Origin of the sequence: Rahnella aquatilis CIP 78.65 = ATCC 33071, from assembly GCF_000241955.1 — a bacterium.
GTDB classification, from domain to species: domain Bacteria; phylum Pseudomonadota; class Gammaproteobacteria; order Enterobacterales; family Enterobacteriaceae; genus Rahnella; species Rahnella aquatilis.
The window spans coordinates 1,069,313-1,087,750 of record NC_016818.1; the positions used below are offsets into that span (position 1 = coordinate 1,069,313).

General features: G+C 53.1%; 20 protein-coding genes, 1 tRNA gene and 1 pseudogene. 14 read left to right on the top strand and 8 right to left on the bottom strand.

The features are described from left to right. Positions 1–33 precede the first annotated feature (33 nt). The 4 genes from frsA to proA all read left to right on the top strand — a co-directional run bounded on the left by frsA (position 34) and on the right by proA (position 4,240). Positions 34–1,284 (top strand): esterase FrsA, encoded by a 1,251-nt coding sequence (gene frsA / locus RAHAQ2_RS04955; protein WP_015696182.1) that lies wholly within the window; start codon positions 34–36, stop codon positions 1,282–1,284. Between the two features lie 64 nt (positions 1,285–1,348). Then, on the top strand, positions 1,349–1,750 hold the full coding sequence (crl, locus tag RAHAQ2_RS04960; protein WP_015696183.1) for a sigma factor-binding protein Crl: 402 nt from the start codon (positions 1,349–1,351) through the stop codon (positions 1,748–1,750). A gap of 122 nt (positions 1,751–1,872) precedes the next feature. Further along, on the top strand, positions 1,873–2,976 hold the full coding sequence (gene proB, locus RAHAQ2_RS04965; protein ID WP_015696184.1) for a glutamate 5-kinase: 1,104 nt from the start codon (positions 1,873–1,875) through the stop codon (positions 2,974–2,976). Positions 2,977–2,986: 10 nt separating this feature from the next. Next, positions 2,987–4,240, top strand: coding sequence for a glutamate-5-semialdehyde dehydrogenase (proA, locus tag RAHAQ2_RS04970; protein WP_015696185.1), 1,254 nt, complete (start codon positions 2,987–2,989; stop codon positions 4,238–4,240). Between the two features lie 64 nt (positions 4,241–4,304). Here proA and RAHAQ2_RS04975 read toward each other — a convergent pair whose 3' ends face one another. Beyond that, the gene (locus tag RAHAQ2_RS04975) at positions 4,305–5,198 is read right to left on the bottom strand and encodes a LysR family transcriptional regulator (protein WP_015696186.1); all 894 of its coding nucleotides are present in this window, start codon (positions 5,196–5,198) and stop codon (positions 4,305–4,307) included. Positions 5,199–5,330: 132 nt separating this feature from the next. Between RAHAQ2_RS04975 and RAHAQ2_RS04980 the strand changes: the two genes are divergently transcribed. From RAHAQ2_RS04980 to RAHAQ2_RS04990, 3 genes are all read left to right on the top strand, one after another. Continuing rightward, a complete protein-coding gene (locus tag RAHAQ2_RS04980) occupies positions 5,331–6,209 on the top strand; it encodes an MBL fold metallo-hydrolase (RefSeq protein ID WP_015696187.1) in 879 nt (292 codons plus the stop codon). Positions 6,210–6,222: 13 nt separating this feature from the next. After that, positions 6,223–7,200, top strand: a complete 978-nt coding sequence (locus RAHAQ2_RS04985) for an alpha/beta hydrolase (RefSeq protein WP_015696188.1) — start codon at positions 6,223–6,225, stop codon at positions 7,198–7,200. Positions 7,201–7,323: 123 nt separating this feature from the next. Further along, positions 7,324–7,399, top strand: a tRNA-Thr gene (locus tag RAHAQ2_RS04990). Between the two features lie 32 nt (positions 7,400–7,431). On the opposite strand, the gene RAHAQ2_RS04995 is transcribed toward RAHAQ2_RS04990, so the two are convergent. Next, positions 7,432–7,692 (bottom strand): helix-turn-helix domain-containing protein, encoded by a 261-nt coding sequence (locus RAHAQ2_RS04995; RefSeq protein WP_015696189.1) that lies wholly within the window; start codon positions 7,690–7,692, stop codon positions 7,432–7,434. Positions 7,693–7,803: 111 nt separating this feature from the next. Between RAHAQ2_RS04995 and RAHAQ2_RS05000 the strand changes: the two genes are divergently transcribed. From RAHAQ2_RS05000 to RAHAQ2_RS05010, 3 genes are read left to right on the top strand one after another with little or no spacing between them, the layout of a single operon-like run. Next, complete coding sequence (locus tag RAHAQ2_RS05000) at positions 7,804–8,064, top strand: helix-turn-helix domain-containing protein (RefSeq protein WP_015696190.1); 261 nt, start codon at positions 7,804–7,806, stop codon at positions 8,062–8,064. 27 nt (positions 8,065–8,091) lie between these two features. Continuing rightward, positions 8,092–8,355 (top strand): colicin immunity domain-containing protein, encoded by a 264-nt coding sequence (locus RAHAQ2_RS05005; protein WP_015696191.1) that lies wholly within the window; start codon positions 8,092–8,094, stop codon positions 8,353–8,355. A gap of 37 nt (positions 8,356–8,392) precedes the next feature. Further along, the gene (locus RAHAQ2_RS05010) at positions 8,393–8,647 is read left to right on the top strand and encodes a bacteriocin immunity protein (protein WP_015696192.1); all 255 of its coding nucleotides are present in this window, start codon (positions 8,393–8,395) and stop codon (positions 8,645–8,647) included. Between the two features lie 68 nt (positions 8,648–8,715). On the opposite strand, the gene RAHAQ2_RS25840 is transcribed toward RAHAQ2_RS05010, so the two are convergent. Next, positions 8,716–9,132, bottom strand: coding sequence for a hypothetical protein (locus tag RAHAQ2_RS25840; protein ID WP_015696193.1), 417 nt, complete (start codon positions 9,130–9,132; stop codon positions 8,716–8,718). A gap of 316 nt (positions 9,133–9,448) precedes the next feature. On the opposite strand from RAHAQ2_RS25840, the gene RAHAQ2_RS05020 reads away from it, so the two are divergent. From RAHAQ2_RS05020 to RAHAQ2_RS05030, 3 genes are read left to right on the top strand one after another with little or no spacing between them, the layout of a single operon-like run. Next, complete coding sequence (locus tag RAHAQ2_RS05020) at positions 9,449–9,934, top strand: hypothetical protein (protein WP_015696194.1); 486 nt, start codon at positions 9,449–9,451, stop codon at positions 9,932–9,934. A 3-nt stretch (positions 9,935–9,937) separates the two neighbouring features. Beyond that, positions 9,938–11,497: a colicin E3/pyocin S6 family cytotoxin gene (locus RAHAQ2_RS05025; protein ID WP_015696195.1), complete on the top strand. Its 1,560-nt coding sequence runs from the start codon at positions 9,938–9,940 to the stop codon at positions 11,495–11,497. An 8-nt stretch (positions 11,498–11,505) separates the two neighbouring features. Next, positions 11,506–11,757 (top strand): cloacin immunity family protein, encoded by a 252-nt coding sequence (locus RAHAQ2_RS05030; protein WP_015696196.1) that lies wholly within the window; start codon positions 11,506–11,508, stop codon positions 11,755–11,757. 174 nt (positions 11,758–11,931) lie between these two features. On the opposite strand, the gene paoC is transcribed toward RAHAQ2_RS05030, so the two are convergent. From paoC to paoA, 3 genes and pseudogenes are all read right to left on the bottom strand, one after another. Further along, positions 11,932–14,130, bottom strand: a complete 2,199-nt coding sequence (gene paoC, locus RAHAQ2_RS05035) for an aldehyde oxidoreductase molybdenum-binding subunit PaoC (RefSeq protein ID WP_015696197.1) — start codon at positions 14,128–14,130, stop codon at positions 11,932–11,934. A 3-nt stretch (positions 14,131–14,133) separates the two neighbouring features. Then, positions 14,134–15,085: pseudogene (locus RAHAQ2_RS05040) on the bottom strand (FAD binding domain-containing protein). Further along, positions 15,082–15,621, bottom strand: coding sequence for an aldehyde dehydrogenase iron-sulfur subunit PaoA (gene paoA / locus RAHAQ2_RS05045; RefSeq protein ID WP_015696199.1), 540 nt, complete (start codon positions 15,619–15,621; stop codon positions 15,082–15,084). Before paoA ends, RAHAQ2_RS05040 begins: the two are co-directional and overlap by 4 nt. 332 nt (positions 15,622–15,953) lie before the next feature. Here paoA and bhsA point away from each other — a divergent pair, with 332 nt between their 5' ends. Beyond that, positions 15,954–16,211 carry a multiple stress resistance protein BhsA gene (bhsA, locus tag RAHAQ2_RS05050; protein WP_015696200.1) on the top strand — a complete coding sequence of 86 codons (258 nt, stop codon included), beginning with the start codon at positions 15,954–15,956 and terminating at the stop codon, positions 16,209–16,211. Between the two features lie 313 nt (positions 16,212–16,524). Here bhsA and RAHAQ2_RS05055 read toward each other — a convergent pair whose 3' ends face one another. Both RAHAQ2_RS05055 and RAHAQ2_RS05060 read right to left on the bottom strand, forming a co-directional pair. Further along, positions 16,525–17,052 (bottom strand): PIN domain-containing protein, encoded by a 528-nt coding sequence (locus RAHAQ2_RS05055; RefSeq protein ID WP_015696201.1) that lies wholly within the window; start codon positions 17,050–17,052, stop codon positions 16,525–16,527. Further along, positions 17,042–18,193, bottom strand: coding sequence for a helix-turn-helix domain-containing protein (locus RAHAQ2_RS05060; RefSeq protein WP_015696202.1), 1,152 nt, complete (start codon positions 18,191–18,193; stop codon positions 17,042–17,044). Before RAHAQ2_RS05060 ends, RAHAQ2_RS05055 begins: the two co-directional genes overlap by 11 nt. Positions 18,194–18,438 lie beyond the last annotated feature (245 nt).

Consider the following 18,438-nt stretch of genomic DNA (forward strand, 5'->3'; position numbering starts at 1 on the left):
GACCTGCTGCTTGCTAACGGAGGATCTTGCATCATGGCTCCAGCCAATCTTACGGAAAAACTGTTTAAACCTTCCTTCAAATATCCGGAAACATCAACGCTGGTTCATCGCGTTCATCACCACAATACCCACCCGACGATGCACTCCGCGCTGGAAGGCGATACGGTCCATTGCTGGTACCGCACGATTAACCGTTTGATGTGGATGTGGCGCGGGGTTGATCCGCTGGAAGTGGAAGAAGTGCTGTCGCGCATTGCCGTCTCCAAAGCGGAACATAGCGATCCGTTGCTGCTCGATACCGTGATTGGTTACCGCAATGGCAACTGGATCTACGAATGGTCAAATCAGGCGATGCAATGGCAACAAAAAGCCGCCGAAGAGAAAGATGCCGATGTGGCGAGCGAATATTGGCTGAAAGCCGCCAACCTTTACAGCATTGCCGGTTATCCGCATCTGAAAGGCGATACGCTGGCGGAACAGGCGCAGGCGCTGGCCAATAAAGCCTTTGAAAAATCCTCGGAACATTCGCCTTACGAACTGAAAGAGCTGGAATTTAAGATCCCTGGCGGCACGCCGATCACCGGTTTCCTGCACTTGCCGAAGGAAGGCAAAGCGCCGTTCCCGACGGTGTTGGTGTGCGGCGGCCTCGATACCTTACAGAGTGACCATCAGCGCCTGTTCCGTTCGTATCTCGCGCCGATGGGCATTGCGATGCTGACCATCGATATGCCGTCGATCGGTTTTTCGTCGAAGTGGAAACTGACCCAGGACACCAGCTTCCTGCATCAGCAGGTGCTGATGCAGCTTTCGGATGTGCCGTGGATCGATGCCAGCCGCGTCAGTTTGCTCGGCTACCGTTTTGGCGCGAACGTCGCCGTGCGTCTGGCGTATCTCGAACCGCGCCGCGTGCGGGCGGTCGCCACGCTGGGGGCGCTGGTGCATACGCTGCTCAGTGATCCGAAATGTCAGGAACAGGTGCCGGACATGTATATAGATGTGCTGGCGAGCCGCATCGGTATGTCGAGCGCGTCCGACTCGGCGCTGAAAACTGAACTTAATCGTTATTCTCTGAAAACGCAGGGGCTGCTCGGGCGCAGAACACCGACGCCTATACTGGCCGCATACTGGGAGAACGATATCTTCAGTCCGAAGAGCGAAGCGAAGCTGATTGCGGATTCTTCCGCTGACGGCAAACTTTTGACTATCCGCAGCGAGCCGCTTTATGCGCATTTTGACAGCGCTTTACATGAGATTTGCGGGTGGTTGCAGAAGAGAATGCAGTAACTTAACAGTTGCTAATTCTTAACGTTTTGCTAAAAAGGATCGTCTTTAAATGGAGGTAAGTACTATGACGTTACCAAGTGGTCATCCTAAAAGCAGGCTAATGAAACGTTTCGGTACTCTGGGACCGTACATCAGAGAAGGGAAATGCGAGAACGACCGCTTTTTCTTTGACTGTTTAGCTGTCTGCGTGAACGTGAAGCCCGCGCCGGAGAAGCGTGAATTCTGGGGCTGGTGGATTGAATTACAGGCTGAAGCCGAACGTTTTACCTATGTTTATCACTTCGGATTGTTTGATAAAGACGGCATCTGGAAAGCGCAAAATATTAAAGATGCTGAAGTGCGCGAGAAACTTGAGACGACATTGAAAGGATTCCACAAGAATCTGAATGCCATGATCGAAGAGATGTCCCTCAGACTGGAACCTGCTGATGATTTCAGCGAGGAACCGGTGAAGCTCTCCGCCTGACCTTCTGTACTACCCATTCCCACGATGAATGCTGCTATTATAGCGTTATGCCGTTTGGCATAACGCTTCTCAACTGTTACAAAGACAAAGAAGCCCTTCTTTTTCACACTAATGGAACGATTATGAGTGGTAGTCAGACACTGGTTGTAAAACTGGGCACCAGCGTGCTCACTGGCGGCTCCCGTCGCCTCAACCGTGCTCACATTGTTGAGCTTGTCCGCCAGTGCGCGCAGCAACATGCGGCAGGGCACCGGATTGTGATTGTCACGTCGGGCGCGATTGCCGCCGGGCGCGAACATCTTGGCTACCCCGAACTCCCCGCCACCATTGCTTCCAAACAACTGCTGGCTGCCGTCGGGCAAAGCCGTCTGATCCAGCTGTGGGAGCAATTGTTCTCGATTTATGGCATCCACATTGGTCAGATGCTGCTGACGCGCGCCGACATGGAAGACCGCGAGCGGTTCCTCAATGCCCGCGACACGATGCATGCGCTGCTCGATAACCATATCGTGCCGGTGATTAATGAAAACGATGCCGTCGCCACCGCAGAGATCAAAGTCGGCGATAACGACAACCTTTCCGCGCTGGCGGCGATACTGGCCGGTGCCGATAAATTGCTGCTGCTGACCGATCAGCGTGGTCTGTTTACCGCCGATCCGCGCACCAATCCGCAGGCAGAGCTTATCCGCGAAGTGATGACCATTGATGATGAACTGCGCGGTGTGGCGGGCGACAGCGTTTCCGGCCTCGGCACCGGCGGCATGGCCACCAAACTGCAGGCGGCGGATGTCGCGTGCCGTGCGGGCGTCGATACCATTATTGCTGCGGGCAGCCTGCCGGGCGTAATTGGCGATGTCATTAACGGCGTTTCGGTCGGCACGCGTTTTCACGCGATGGAAACGCCGCTGGAAAACCGTAAGCGCTGGATCTTCGGCGCACCGCCAGCGGGTGAAATCACCATCGACGACGGCGCGGTTTCCGCCATGATGGAGCGCGGCAGCTCGCTGCTGCCAAAGGGGATCCGCGAAGTGAAAGGCGATTTCTCGCGTGGCGAAGTGATCCGCATCCGCAACCTGAACGGGCGCGACCTCGCGCACGGTGTCAGCCGCTATAACAGCGATGCGATGCGCATGATTGCCGGTCATCACTCTCAGCAGATCAGCGAAATTCTCGGTTACGAATACGGCCCGGTTGCCGTGCATCGTGACGACATGATTGTCAGTTAAGGAGCCACAGATGCTTAACGAGATGGGCCAGGCTGCGAAAGCCGCGTCCTGGCAGCTTTCCACCCTCAGCACCGCGCAGAAAAATCGTGCGCTGATGCTGATAGCCGACATGCTTGAGGCCAACAGCCAGAGCATTATTCTTGCCAACGAACTCGACATGGCCGCCGCCCGCGAAAGCGGCATGAGCGAGGCATTATTAGACCGCCTGCTGCTGACCCCCGCGCGTCTTTCGGCGATTGCCAGCGACGTGCGCGATGTCTGCCGCCTGAGCGATCCGGTCGGGCAGGTGATTGATGGTTCACAGCAGGACAGCGGTTTGCGTCTCGAACGCCGCCGTGTCCCGCTTGGCGTAATCGGCGTGATTTATGAAGCGCGCCCGAACGTCACCATCGACGTCGCCAGCCTGTGCCTGAAAACCGGCAATGCCGTTATCCTGCGCGGTGGCAAAGAAACGCACCACACCAATCAGGCGACGGTTAACGTCATTCAGATGGCGCTGGAAGAATGCGGATTACCAAAAGCCGCCGTGCAGGCCATCGACAGCCCGGATCGCGCACTGGTCGCGGAACTGCTGCGTCTGGATAAATACGTCGATATGCTGATCCCACGCGGTGGCGCGGCGCTGCACAAACTGTGCCGCGAACAGTCCACCATTCCGGTGATCACCGGCGGTATCGGCGTTTGCCATACGTTTGTAGATGAAAGTGCTGATTTCGACAAAGCGCTGACCGTGCTGGAAAGTGCGAAAGTGCAGCGTCCTAGCGCCTGTAACAGCCTGGAAACCGTGCTGGTGCATCAGGCGATCGCCGCCCGCTTCCTGCCGGAACTGAGCGACAAAATGCACCGTGCAGGCGTCACGCTGCATGCCAGCGAATCGGCGATGCCGTATCTGCAACATGGCCCGGCGAAAGTGGTGGCGGTAACCGAAGAAGATTATTCGGATGAATGGCTGTCGCTGGATTTGAACGTGACGGTTGTCGCTGATCTCGACGCCGCCGTGGCGCACATCCGCACCTACGGCACCGAGCATTCCGATGCGATCCTTACCCGTTCCATCAGCAGCGCGGACAGGTTCGTGCGTGAAGTGGATTCCTCTGCGGTTTACGTCAACGCCAGCACCCGGTTCACCGATGGCGGACAGTTCGGTTTAGGCGCAGAAGTGGCGGTCAGTACGCAAAAACTGCACGCCCGCGGCCCGATGGGATTAGAAGCCCTGACGACCTACAAATGGATTGGTTACGGCGACGATTTAGTCCGTCCTTAACTGACCGGCACCGGTGGATTCAGCATGATGAAGCCGGTGCGATGTTTATCTCTTCTGAACACCCTCATTCCTGAAACAACGCCCTGACCCATTCGATAAAATACCGCACTTTTGACGGCAAATGCCGGTTCTCCGGCCAGGCAACATGCACCGGCACCTGTTCATCCGCCCATTCAGGAAACAGCGGCACCAGCGCGCCGTTATCCAGCGCTTCCTGTGCCAGAAAGCGATATGTCGTCAGCACACCAAGCCCCGCAATGGCACCGGTCAGCGCCGCGGTGGAATCGTTAACCGAGAACTGCCAGCGCCCGCGAACGGTCACAGATTGCTCATCCTTAAACACCTGGTGTTCAAATACGCGGCCGGTTTGCGGCGAAGCGATCTGCACCAGCGTATGGTCGCGGATAAGATCCTGCGGATGTTCAGGCACGCCGTGTTTTTGCAGATACGCCGGTGCGGCACAGGTGATCATCGGCAGGACGCCAAGCGACCGGGCGATCAGCGCATCGTTGTGCAACTCCCCGATGCGGATCACACAATCGATGTTTTGCGCAATCAGATCGGCGGTGCGGTTGCCGACGCTCACCTCAACCTGAACATCGGGATAATGCATCAGGAAGCCGGGCAGGGCGGGGATCACCCGACGATAGGCAATCGCATTCGGCATCTCGACGCGGATTTTGCCGCGCGGAGCCTGTGCTGCCGCCTGCACATTGCTGTCGAGGATCTCCATCTGAGAGAGCAGCCGTATCGCTCCGTGATAATAGGCCTCGCCCTGTTCCGTCATGCTCAAACGGCGAGACGTCCGGTGCAGCAGTTTCACACCCAGTTCGCTTTCCAGCGCCTGCACCTGCCGCGTTACCGTGGATTTCGGTAAATCCATCAATTCTGCAGCGCGGCTGAATGACCCTGAATCCACTACCTGCACGAACGTACGCATATTCTCCAGCTTATCCATTCCGTCCCTTTCATCTTTTTTTATCGTTGCAATATCAGCAACCCTGCATTCGGGATTGCCGTCTTGTTCACCCGCGCTGAAACAGGGAGGATGACCCCACACCAGAAGGTTATCACCAAATAAGGTCATAAAATGAGTGTGCCAGAAACTTACCCGATCGGCAGCGCCAGAATCACTAAGATCCCCGAGATGACATTGAAAGATCCCGGATCGTCGCTTTTTCCGCAATGGAATGCGGAGGCTATTGAGGATGCTACGAAAACATTACCGGCAGACTTTTTCGGCGCAGATGCTTCAGAGCTGATGCTCAGCACTCACAGCTGGCTGGTGCAGACCGGCACGCAGACGGTGCTGATTGATACCGCATCCGGCAACGATAAACAGCGTCCGCTGAACCTGTTGTTCAATCAGCTGAAGACCGGCTGGCTGGACAACCTGCGGGCGACGGGCGTCGGCCCTGAAGAGGTTGATGTGGTGCTGCTTTCACATCTGCACGTTGACCACGTTGGCTGGAATACACGGCTGGAGAATGGCCGCTGGGTACCGACTTTCCCGAACGCGCGTTATCTGTTTTCTGAAGCCGAATACCGGTTTTACGCCGACCCGAAAAACGTCCGGGATCCGAGCGACGGTATCTTTGCCGACAGCGTTGAGCCGGTCGTGGCGGCCGGTCTTGATCAACGGATACATGCTGACGACACCACGGCCATTCCGGGTTTTGCCATCATCCGCACGCCAGGTCACAGTCATGATCATTTCTCTTTCGCTTTTACCTCCGAAGGTGAAACCGCCTTTTTCTGGGGCGACGTGATGCACCATCCGCTTCAGCTCGCACGCCCCGACTGGGATTCGGTGTTCTGCGAAGAACCGCAACGGGCGACAGCCTCACGCCACAAGGCGATTGAGTTTGCCCTGAACCATCAGGCCACCGTTTTCACCACCCATTTCGCCGGTTCCTCTGCGGGAAAAATCCGTCAGGATGCCCGTGGCCTGAGCTGGCAGCCACTCTGAGAAGGAAAAACCGATGAGTAATGCCGATATTTTCAGCGAAAGTTTTTTGATCCCCTCTGACACCGACGGCATCCGGTTGCATCTTTTGCACAAGCACCGCAAAGGGGAGCAAAAATTCAGCGAAGCCAACACCATTGTCATGATGCACGGCGCGACGTATTCCTCCGGCAGCCTGTTCGATACGCCGCTGGAAGGCGCTTCTTTTGCCGATGTACTCGCCCGCGCCGGTTTTGATGTGTACGCCGTCGATGTGCGCGGTTATGGCGGCTCGACCCGTCCGGTGGAAATGCTTCAGTCCGCCACCCTCAACGCGCCTGCAGTGAGAACGGATGTCGCCGTGCGCGATTTCAGCAGCGCCGTTAATTTTGTGCTCAGAACCAACGGGTTTTCACAGGTTAACGTGATCGGGATGTCGTGGGGCGGCAGTGTCACCGGCACATATACCACGCAGAACGGCCACAAAGTCAGGCGTTTAGGGTTGATTGCACCGCAATGGGTCAGTGATAAACCGTTGCCGCTCGACCCCGGTGGCGAACTGAATGCCTGGCGCATCGTCAATGCCGGTGCGGCGCGTGAACGCTGGATTAGCGCAGCGCCACAGTGCAAGCGGGAAGGGCTGATCCCGGAAGGGGGTTTTGAGGCATGGCTGGAGAAAACCGTCAGCGACGAGCCGGATGATATACTTCGGGCACAGCAATCAATCCGCGCCAGCAACGGTCCGATTCAGGATATCCGCGATTACTGGGCGGCGGGAAAACCGTTTTACGATCCGGCCGATATTGACGTGCCGCTGATGTTAATCCACGGCGAATGGGATATTGATGTGCCCGTGGAACTGGCACAGGCGTGGTTCCTGCGCGCCACCGGTTCACCGGATAAACGCTGGCTGGAAATCGGTGAAGCCACGCACATGATGGTGCTGGAGAAAAACCGCTATCAGGTCTACAACGCCCTGATCAGTTTCTTCCGCGAACCGCTGGCGAAAGCTTAAGCAGTCAGATCGTCAAAATGCGTATGCTGATGAGAAAAGCAGCATACGCACCACCAGGGACTTGACGGACGTCGAAGATTTCAATATTTTATGCCCCGTAGTTCCCCGGTAACACTCCAAAATGCCGACTTAGCTCAGTAGGTAGAGCAACTGACTTGTAATCAGTAGGTCACCAGTTCGATTCCGGTAGTCGGCACCATTTCAGTTTTAAACTCCTTGATTATCAAACACTCATTTAGAATGGCACCTTAGCTTTCTGCCTATTTTTGTTCCTGTATTCCCATCAAAATACCGACTCGGCCAGATCTCTCTAGCTTCAACCCCAATCGTCTTTGCAATTATCATTTCACCTTTCGGCCAGGGTCTTGCCAGCGCATTGGAAAGGGTGGATGAACTCAACCCCGCGTCCCTCGAAACAGCTGCCATCGTTGTCCCTTTCTTTCTGATTGCCGCGATGATATCTGCAGTGTGCCAATCTTTTGAACCTGTCATATAAGACTCCCTGTTAATGGTGATTACTAAGTTATCCTTAGTATGTGTGGCGCTTAAAAATAACACAATAGAAAACTAAGAATAACTTAGTAAAAGGTTGGCTCCGACATCATGTTGATCAAGAGACTTAAGGAAGCACGTCTGCGTGCAGGGCTTTCTCAATATAAGTTAGGCGTACTGGCAGGAGTTGATGAGGCATCGTCGAGTGCGCGAATGAATCAGTACGAGAAGGGCAAACATCAGCCGGATCCGGAAACGGTGAAGCGAATTGCGAAAGTGTTGGATGTGCCTGTGGCTTATCTTTATGCCGAAGAAGACGACCTTGCTGCGCTGATTATTGCATTCCATGAAAATAGAAAGCAGTCAGTTTAGTATTTTCAATCTCAGGGAGCCAAAAAAATGAGCCAGAAACTTTTAACCTTCGCCAGATCATTTATTAATGGCGAGATCTCAGCCGAAGATTTTGCTGACCCTTATCAGATGTTATGGAAAACTGAGGGTGAAAATGGCGATTCGCTGAAAGATAACGATCAGGACAGTGAAAAATGCTCGACCATTTTTTGTCTCGCAGATCAATTCAATCCTGACAATGATCGTGAGAAAGATGAGTTTGATGCTGATGAACTTAAAGCGCGGGTTAGGGCTGTTTTGGATAATGAATGACCCTCAGGTGCCACCTGAATACAGATAAAGGAAAAACATGCAGCTCAAAGATAAGTTTGAAGAATACTCGGAAGCCGAATTTATTGCGCTGGTAAAAGATATTTTCGACGTGCATGGCAGCGAGTCATATCAGGACAGTTTACTGGAAAATTTCAGCCGGGTTACCGGGCATCCTTCAGGTACTGATTTAATTTTTTATCCTGAAGGCGATAAAACAGTAACTCCAGAGAGTGTAGTTACCGAAATTAAACAGTGGCGGACTTCTGTCGGGAAAGCATTGTTTAGAATCTGATTAGTCTCTATGTCATCCGAATTCAGGCAGCAGATCATATCTCTGTCGCCTGTGAATAATCATCAATGCTATTTCTCCGCATTTTGCGCAGCAGCAATAAGTTTACTGCATAAAGCTTTATTTTCAGCCGGGCAGGACTCCGATGACAGCGTAATGATCTGATTCAGGTCATCCGTATCCAGCGTAGAATCAATATGTCTCAGAATATATTTTTCAAATCCTGAATCTTGACTTATCAACGATTGCAGTTTTACGATTTCCGGCCATTTATCGACAAGCATTCGCGCCATCGCTTCTGAATTCCCTTCAGCAATACTGCCATCATCACATTGCGCGTAAGCGATGTAATTCTTTTGTATTGCTTCCCATGAGTCCAGATTATCGATAGCTAAATCAGCAGCTTCAGCATCACGTTCAGTACATCTTTTTGCATGAATAGTGCCAGAGATGAGAGCCAGTGATAGAACAATTACGACAATTTTCATTCTCTATCCATTAATTATCATGTGTTATTTTCTACGCTGGTAGTATCTGAATGTTGAAAGTAATTTTACACAAAGAAATCAGTGAGGCAATTTGTGCCATAAATATTTAATATACATCCACTTTAACTCTGAATTTATTTTTATAGGTTTTTGGTTGTTTTATTTATTCATATAAATAAAGCTGGGTGATCTAACTGGTTTATATTTTATGATTTGGCGCAATGTTTCTGGTTTTATATTTCATTGCTCGTTGTGAGTGTCTGTTTAAGCTGATTATCATAGTTCCGTTATTCATTTCAACGGACGAAAAATAAATATGGAAAAGCAATTTACTAATGAACTGAATCAGGAATTACTGGATATCATCAATGCCTCACCTTTCACCGCTGAACAGCTGGCTGAAATGGATGATAGCGCGCGGGCGGTGGTTGAGGAACAGATTGCGTTTTCCCGCCAGCATCCTGTGATTGCAATTTACCGGCTGGCGACTTTGGGCAGCCTGACCGCCCGAGGCGGCAAAGTAACAAAAGCCAGCAGTACGGGGAAAGTTTCCCTTGAGAACGGTACGGAAGCGACGCTTGCCGTAGAGCAGGATGAAGTCACTTATGCCGATGGCAGCACGGCAAAGATTGTCACCAGCGCGGGTCACCAATTTTGTAACGGGAATCGAGGGTTTGCGTTAGTCGGCAGCGTACTGGATAACGGCGACAACATTATCAGTACGCCGCAGGGCAGTTTCTATCTGGTTGCCCGTCAGGGTATTCCGATGGCAGAAGATTTCCTTGCCGTTACCGGAGCATAACGGATGGGGTATCGCTCAAATTGTTATGGTCGCGGGCAGGCGCTGCACGGTGATAAAACCACGACGGGCGCGGTCTGTCTGACCTCTCTGCCCGATGCGACGGAACACGGACTTGGTGTGATCCGCATCGGGGATGTCACGACCGCCTGCCCGAAATGCGGCCTCACCGGAAAGATCACCAGCGGAGAACCGCATTCCACCTTTGACGGCCTCGCTTCTGCCGTGGACGGTTCAGATGTTTTATGTGGTTGCCCGCCGGGGACGAACCGGGTTATCGCGCCCGCCGGACAATGGATGGGGAGAGGTAAATCACCTTCCGAACTGGCGCGCGAAAAGTGGGAAGCAGAGCGTGCCGCGATATTACGGGTTCAGGCTGAGAAAGAAGCGGCAGAACAGGCCAGACGTTCGATGCCGGTGTTTGCGAAATCCGCAGAATGTGGCGCAGGAAATACCGAAGCACGAACCTGTGAGGAGCAGCATCATAACTTCGGGCGGATGTCTTACGGCGTGCCGACGCCGGTCGCAGGCATAAAGCCCGAAGTTGAACAGCACGCGCAGACAGCGAAGCGTAAAAAGTCAGCCAGTGATAAAACACCGTGGTACAAAAAGATGTTTGGTGGGAAGGCTGATACGCCCGCACAGTCCGGTATGCCGCTGGCACTCCCCGTGGCAACGGGGGGCGGGACTGAGCTTATCGCATCAGGCATGAATGCCTTGCGCGGGGTGACATCGATCCGCTCCGGCAGCCTGTTCGTGAATCCTGTAGCTGTGGGTGTCATCGGAACCTTTTACTCGAACAAGCTGAACGCTGGTGAGAAAGATATTTTAAGCGACAGCCAGCTCGCGGCACTGGCCGGAAAATCTGCCCCGACGCGGATCCGCTTTCAGTGGGTGAAGGATAAATATGGCCGGTTAACACCGGTGGCTTATCACACCGGCGCTGACAGCGGACAGGATCAGGTTCGTGTGCGCGCTATGCGGAGGAACACGTTTACGGGTAATTATGAGTTCCGGGTGGATGGCGCGGAAAAGCCCACCATCATCTGGACGCCAGACGAGCTGGAGTTTAAAGCGCCCACGAATACCGGTAATCGTGACGAGCCGTATTTACCTTCGACCATCACCGTATTACCGTTACCCGGCGCGGAAGAACTGGGCAGCACGTCAACCTCGCTGCCGATCCCGGATGAACAGTCATTCGATGATTACATCCTGGTCAATCTGCCGCATGGCATGCCGCCGGTTTATATTTATCTTAGCCAGAGCCGGTCGGGTATACCTAATAAAGATTACGATTACCATCCGGCTCCTGAAACAGAAGAAATCTCAGGTCTTTCAGGATTGAGACAATCCAAAAAGAAAACACCAAAGCAAAGTGGTGGTGGATTAAGAGAGCGCTGGGCTGATAGCAAAGGGCGCCGAATTTATGAATGGGATTCACAGCATGGTGAACTTGAGGAATATCGAGCGAGTGATGGTGAACATCTTGGTTCCGTAGATCACAAAACAGGACAACAGCTGAAACCCGCTGTTAAAGGTCGAAATATTAAACGGTATCTGTGAGGCTTGAGATGGGATTAGCTCTGAAACTTGAATGGTTTGATAAAGCTGATGAATTGTTAGTTGGTAAAGAAGTATCTGTCGATCTGGGCAATGATGGCAGCCTTATAAAGAAATTTTCCCTGCCTTTTGATGGAAGGATTTACGATGGTGGATTTGATGTGTTACAGGCGTGGAGGAGTGATTTACAGCCATTTTTTCAGCACAGAATTGATTTCAGTCGATATGATTATCAGTTGGTTTTCAAAAGAACAGATAGTTAATAAGTAGTGAATGCTGATGCCCTTGTTGTAAACAGTAGCTTTCTATGAGAAGGCGATAATGAGATCTGGAGATTAAGATCTCCAGGTCCTCAAATCATGAATAATCTCAGACTAAAGATAACTAGCCCTAATCCATCATATTAGGGCTTTTGAATTTTCAGCAATTGCTTCTTGTCAACCCAGCTCCGGCAGCCCTCCAATCAGTTTATCCAGTGTCACCGGATAATCCCTGACCCTGACGCCCGTCGCGTTATAAATAGCATTGGCGATGGCGGCGCTGACGCCGCACAGGCCCAGTTCGCCGACGCCTTTGGCTTTCATCGGCGAGGATACCGGGTCGGTGTCGTCGAGGAAAATCACTTCCTGATCCGGGATATCGGCGTGAACCGGCACTTCATAAGCGGCCAGATCGTGATTCACGAAATATCCCAGAGTGGTATCGACATTCAGCTCTTCTGTCAGCGCCGCGCCGATGCCCATAGTCATCGCGCCGATCACCTGGCTGCGCGCCGTTTTCGGGTTAAGTATCCGGCCCGCAGCGCAGACAGCCAGCATGCGGCGGACGCGGGTCTCACCGGTCGCGATATCCACGCCGACTTCCACGAAGTGCGCGGCGAAGGTCGATTGCTGGAATGTCTTGTCCAGTCCGACGAACTCGATGGTGTCTTCCACGGTTATGGTCCCGCTGGCAGCGGCTTGCGCGAGCGATGCGGTGCGGTCGCCCTGACAAATCAGTTCATCGGTAAACACCGCGCTATCGGCATCAAACCCGAGTTTTTCCGCGATGGCTTCGCGCAGTTTTACGCAGGCGGCATACACACCGGCAGTGGAGGTATTGGCTCCCCATTGCCCGCCCGAACCGGCAGACACCGGGAAGTCGGAATCCCCCAGCCGTACCACGACCTTTTCCAGCGGTACTCCCAGCATCTCGGCGGCGGTCTGGGCGATGATAGTGTAACTGCCGGTGCCGATATCGGTCATGTCAGTCTCTACCGTCACGACGCCCTGCGCATCGAGATGTACGCGCGCGCCGGATTTCTCCAGCAGGTTATTACGAAAGCCCGCTGCGACGCCGATACCCATCAGCCAGCGTCCGTCGCGGACCTGTGCCGGTGTGGCATTCCGGCGGTGCCAGCCAAATTTCTCCGCACCGGTGCGCAGGCATTCGATCAACTGACGGCGTGAAAAGAAGCGTCCGGTATTGAGCGGATCGACCTGCGTGTCGTTAAGGATGCGAAACTCCACCGGATCGACTCCGGCTTTTTCCGCAACTTCGTCGATAGCGATTTCCAGCGCCATCAGGCCGGGGGCTTCGCCGGGCGCGCGCATGGCGTTGCCTTCCGGCAGATCTAACTGCGCCAGCCGCAGGCCGGTCAGGCGGTTTTTGCCCGCATAAAGCAGTTCACTTTGCTGCACCGCCGTCTCAGGCGTGCCACCGGGCAGATTGCCGGACCAGCTTTCATGGGCGATGGCGGTGATCCGGCCTTTCTCGTCCGTGCCGATGCGGATGTGCTGAATAGTGGCCGGACGGTGCGTGGTGTTGTTGGGGATCAGTGGTCGCGGCAACATGACTTTCACTGGACGGTTGGCAGCACGGGCCGCCAGCGCCGCCAGCACGGCATCGCTGCGCAGAAACAGTTTGCCGCCGAAACCGCCGCCAATGTAGGGCGAAATCACCCGCACCTTCTCTTCGGGAATATTCAGCGTTTTGGCCAGTTCGCTGCGACACCAGGCGATCATCTGGTTTGAGGTGCGCAGGATCAGCTTGTCGCCTTCCCACACTGCCAGCGAGGTATGGGGTTCCATCGCCATGTGGCTTTGATCCGGCGTGGTGTAAGTGGCGTCATGCTGCACCGCTGAAGCGGCGAAGGCGGTGGTGAAATCGCCTGCGGTTTTATCCGGCGTGTCTTCCGGCGGGGTGGTGACGGCAGGTTTTTGCGCCGCAAGACTGAACGCGCCGGGTTCGCGCAGGTACTTCACGTGGATCAGCGACGCAGCGGCGCGTGCCTGTTCAAACGTCTCTGCCACCACCACGGCAATCGCCTGATGGTAGTGCTCAATCGCGGGGCCGCCGAGCAGGGTAGCGGCGTTCATGTCGCCTTTACCCAGCTTACCGGCGTTGTCAGCGGTGACAATTGCCAGCACGCCGGGCGCGGTTTCAGCTTCATGTAAGTCCATGGCGGTGATCCGGCCTTTGGCAATGGCGGAACCCACCACATAACCGTACGCGGCGCCGGGTATTTCATCGTGCCATTCATAGGCGTAGGGCGCGGTGCCGGTGGTTTTCAGCGGACCGTCGATGCGGTCGTGTGCGCGGCCGACCACTTTCATCTGGTCGATCGGATTACGGGTTGCAGGCGTGTCGAATTTCATCTGTTAAGCCCTCGCTTCAGTCAGCACGGAGGCGAGCGTTCGCTTCGCCAGTATCAGCTTAAACGCGTTCTCAGGCGTCGGTTGCGCACCGGCGAACAAGCGCGCGTAAACGTCTCCCGCGCCGTGCGCCATCTGTGCATCGGCTTCTGCCAGCCGCCAGGGTTTATGTGCCACGCCGCCGAGTGCGACGCGACCGGTGCCGTCGGGCTGAACGATGGCGGCAACGGACACCAGCGCGAACGCGTATGAAGCGCGGTCACGGACTTTGCGGTAAATGTGTGTGCCTTGTAATGGCGGCGGTAAGGTGACGGCGGTAATCAGCTCGCCCGCGTTCAGCACGGTTTCCAGATGTGGCGTGTCGCCCGGTGCGCGGTAGAAACCGGCGAGGGGAATGTGGCGCACCATGCCGTCAGGATTGACGGTTTCCACCACCGCGTCGAGCAACTGCATCGCGACGGCCATGTCGCTTGGATGGGTGGCGATGCAGGCCGCACTTGCGCCAACCACTGCATGCTGGCGGCTGAAGCCTTTCAGGGCAGCGCAGCCACTGCCGGGCTGGCGTTTATTGCAGGGCTGGTTGGTATCGTAAAAATAGGGGCAGCGGGTGCGCTGGAGCAGGTTACCGGCGGTGGTGGCCTGATTTACGTAACTGACCGGAAGCCCCTGCCAGCAGCGCCCGCGACAGCACGGCATAGTCACGGCGGATGCGTAAATCAGCCGCCAGATCGGTATTACGCACCAGCGCGCCAATCCGCAGGCCGCCGTTGCCGTCGGGTTCAATGGTATCCAGCGCCAGCCCGTTGACGTCGATCAGATGAGAAGGTTGCTCAATCTCGAGTTTCATCAGATCCAGCAGGTTGGTGCCGCCTGCAATAAATTTTGCGCCGGGGTGTTGCAGTGCGCTGCCGGCGGCATCGGCGGGGGTTTGCACCCGTTCATAGGTAAAAGCCTTCATGATTTTTGCCCCCCGGCGACGTCTTCAATCGCGGCAAGAATATTGGAATACGCGCCGCAGCGGCAGATATTGCCACTCATGCGTTCGCGGATCTCTTCTGCCGTTCGCGCAGGCGGGGAAACCAGATCCAGCGTGACGTGGCTCGGAATGCCCGCGTCGATTTCCTGCAACACCGCCACCGAGGAGCAGATCTGCCCTGGCGTGCAGTAACCGCACTGGTAGCCGTCGTGTCTGATAAACGCGGCCTGCATCGGATGCAGATTGTCAGGCGTGCCGAGACCTTCAATGGTGGTGACGTCGGCATCCTGATGCATAACCGCCAGCGTCAGACAGGAATTGATGCGGCGGCCATCAACAATAACGGTACAGGCGCCGCACTGGCCGTGGTCGCAGCCTTTTTTGGTGCCGGTTAGTTGCAGGTTTTCACGCAGCGCATCCAGCAGGGTGGTGCGCGTATCAACGGCCAGCTGGCGTATCTGGCCGTTCACTTTGAGTTTCAGGTGGGACTGATGCGTTTCGTTGTCATGGTTGCTCATGCCAGACCTCCGGTATGACAAAAATTGAATCAAAAAAGGGGAATGTGCTCGCAGGTGCCTTTTCGGCATTTTTTATCACTGAGCTTTAAGCATAGTCGGCGATGGCGTTGGGATTAATCCTGAAGTCCGGCTTCTCCGGTGTGTTCCTCTTTTCGTCCTGCATCTTGCGATCGCACATTTAGTTAATGATCATTAAATAAATTGCTTGCACAACCTTTCGCAGGCGCTTAGTATTTACTTATCGAACGTTAATTAATAAGTAACGTTGACCTGAAACCGGGGCACCTGAAACAGGTTGCCCCATCAAAATTCGAAGAACAGGAATTAATACCATGAAAACTATCGCAATGACCCTCGCCGCTCTGACACTGGCAGCCGCTTCTTTCTCCACCCTGGCAGCAATGCAAGTGCAGTCAGCTCCCGCAGGTCAGCAATCCATTGGTGTCGTCGGTGCATCAACCACCGGTTCACTGTCAGGTCTGCAATCAGAACTGAATGCTAAAGCCACTCAGGCGGGCGCAAGTTCATACCGTATTATCGGTGCATCCGGTAATAACCAGCTTTACGGTACAGCAGAAATGTACAAATAAGCTGAGCAGTAACAAGCAGTAAGCAGAAGAGGCGGCGGTTGCCGCCTTTTTCGTGTCGTTAATTAGCTAATTTTTATCACCATACTCAACCTCCATTGCGAGGGCCACCTCATGTATTACTGGCCCATGAATGTCTGCGTTTTGTTCAATGTTTAAAACAGGATGAAGACGTGGTACCGCAGGGAAAACACCGTATTTATTACGGGGAAAATTGTGCAGGGGATACGAAGGGTGAAAAATAGCCCGGAATCGGGCTAAATGATTTTATTCCTGAGAGTGTATGAGATCTGTTTTGGTAGGATGTTGTCAAATGCTACCGGCCATCTGTAAAAATTGCCAAAAGCTCATCTCGTACTGATGGTTTCATCGTAAGTCCACGGTCAAGGAACGCAAGAAAATACTCGCGCGCTTTCCCCCTGGTAATTAATTCACGACGCACGCATTCCTCAAGGATTCCGCCGTGCCTGGCTGCTTTCAATCCGCGTTCTGTGCAGGTTTTATATACAGCGTTGTCAGCTGAGAGACATGTTGCATCGTTCATTTTTGCATTGACGATACAACTGATGTCCGCAGTTTTAAGCGCTCTTCGCCGGGATTTAATCTCGGCCATTTCCAAATAATGCTCTGGCTCGTAGTTGTTAGTAAAGTTATAAAAAAGGCCAAGCTGCTGTAGTTCGTGTTGAACATCTAGCATGTACCTGACCTTTAATTCTTCACTGACATAAGGGTCAATCCAGACCCCTTGTGGATACAAATCCCAGATTAATTTTAAACATTCACATTGATAAAAATCTGATAAGACGTTTGTATCAACAACGCATTTTTGACGTTCAAAAGGCATCCTCTTCCGCCTCCTGTTCGCAATACCAGCCATCAATCAGTTTACCGAGATCTTTTCTGTCCATTTCCAGAAGATCGGCAATGAATGATTCTGAAGCTGAACCCGTTCCCCAGGCTTTACGGGAGAGAACAATGAGCCGCCCTTTGTAATTGAGTTGTTCAGTAATTGGCAAAGGTTCACACTTCAACCATCCCCTTTTGTTAGCCATTGCCCATAAAAAACCTGAATTCCGCTTATTGATTATTCCGGTTTTGGATAAACGATCAATAATGCAGCTTGCCGAAACGCGGAATACCCGTTTAAGTCTCATCACGGTTTCTTCGTAAGCCCATCCACCACCTTGCATCAGAAATTGCTTGCGCAATGCAGCTTCGGGAATAAGGAAGCAGGCCGCGAAATGATTTGCGATCTTTTCTTCCGGCGAGACAGAACGCCCTCTGGTTTTGTACGCGCGCGCTGGACCGGTATATTCTTCGCGGTGAAAAATCAAATGCGCATATTCATGGCAAATACTGAAAATCTGGCGTTCTACTGAAACGGTTTCATGATTATTGACGTATATGGCGGTTCCATATTTTCCAGAGAAAGCAGAAAACCCCCATACCATCCCCTGATCGTCATCTTGCTGCGGGCGGCTGAAAGGAATGACTCGAATGTCAGATGCTTCCAGTAAAGCTACAAGATCCCCGACACAGGTTGCGTTGCCGATACCCAGCCGATTACGTTCAGTCACCGCTTTATCTTCAACCAGTCGTAAATCTTCTTCCTTTGCGCTGAACAAGGGCATGGAACTGGGGAGATCTTCTGGTTGATTCGCCTCCGCTGCTTCTTCAATTGCACTGATATTTTTTAGCTTTTCTACGAGCTCATTTCGCAGATTACTGTCGAGTAGGTCAGGGCTGTCTGCACGCATTGCAAAACGGAAACTACCTTCGTCTTGATCATAGAAATAACCTAATGGCTTATCAAAGATCTTACATAAGGCAATAAGTTGCGAAACGTCCGGAGTGCTCAATCCCTGCTCATATTTACCATAAGTTTGGCGCACGATCCCTAAGGCATCTGCAACCGCTGATGCGCTCATGCCCATACTGGTACGAGCTTCAATGAGCTTCTGGGCTATTTGTTTTTGGATATCCATATGTCACCCCAAATTAACACTAATGGTTTATGTGAGTAAGGCTGTGTTAGTTAATGATGACAGTATGAGCCAGATATCCGAAAGGATAAAGCTTTCTTTTATTCTTTAAAGATAAAAAACAAATAAATTTTTTATAATAAAATCAATTGTTTATTGTTTTTTTTGGCGGAGTGAGACTCATCGCTGAATCTTACAGCTTTGGAGGCCGGGAGCCCGAATGACAGATTTGCTCTGAAAGTCTGAGT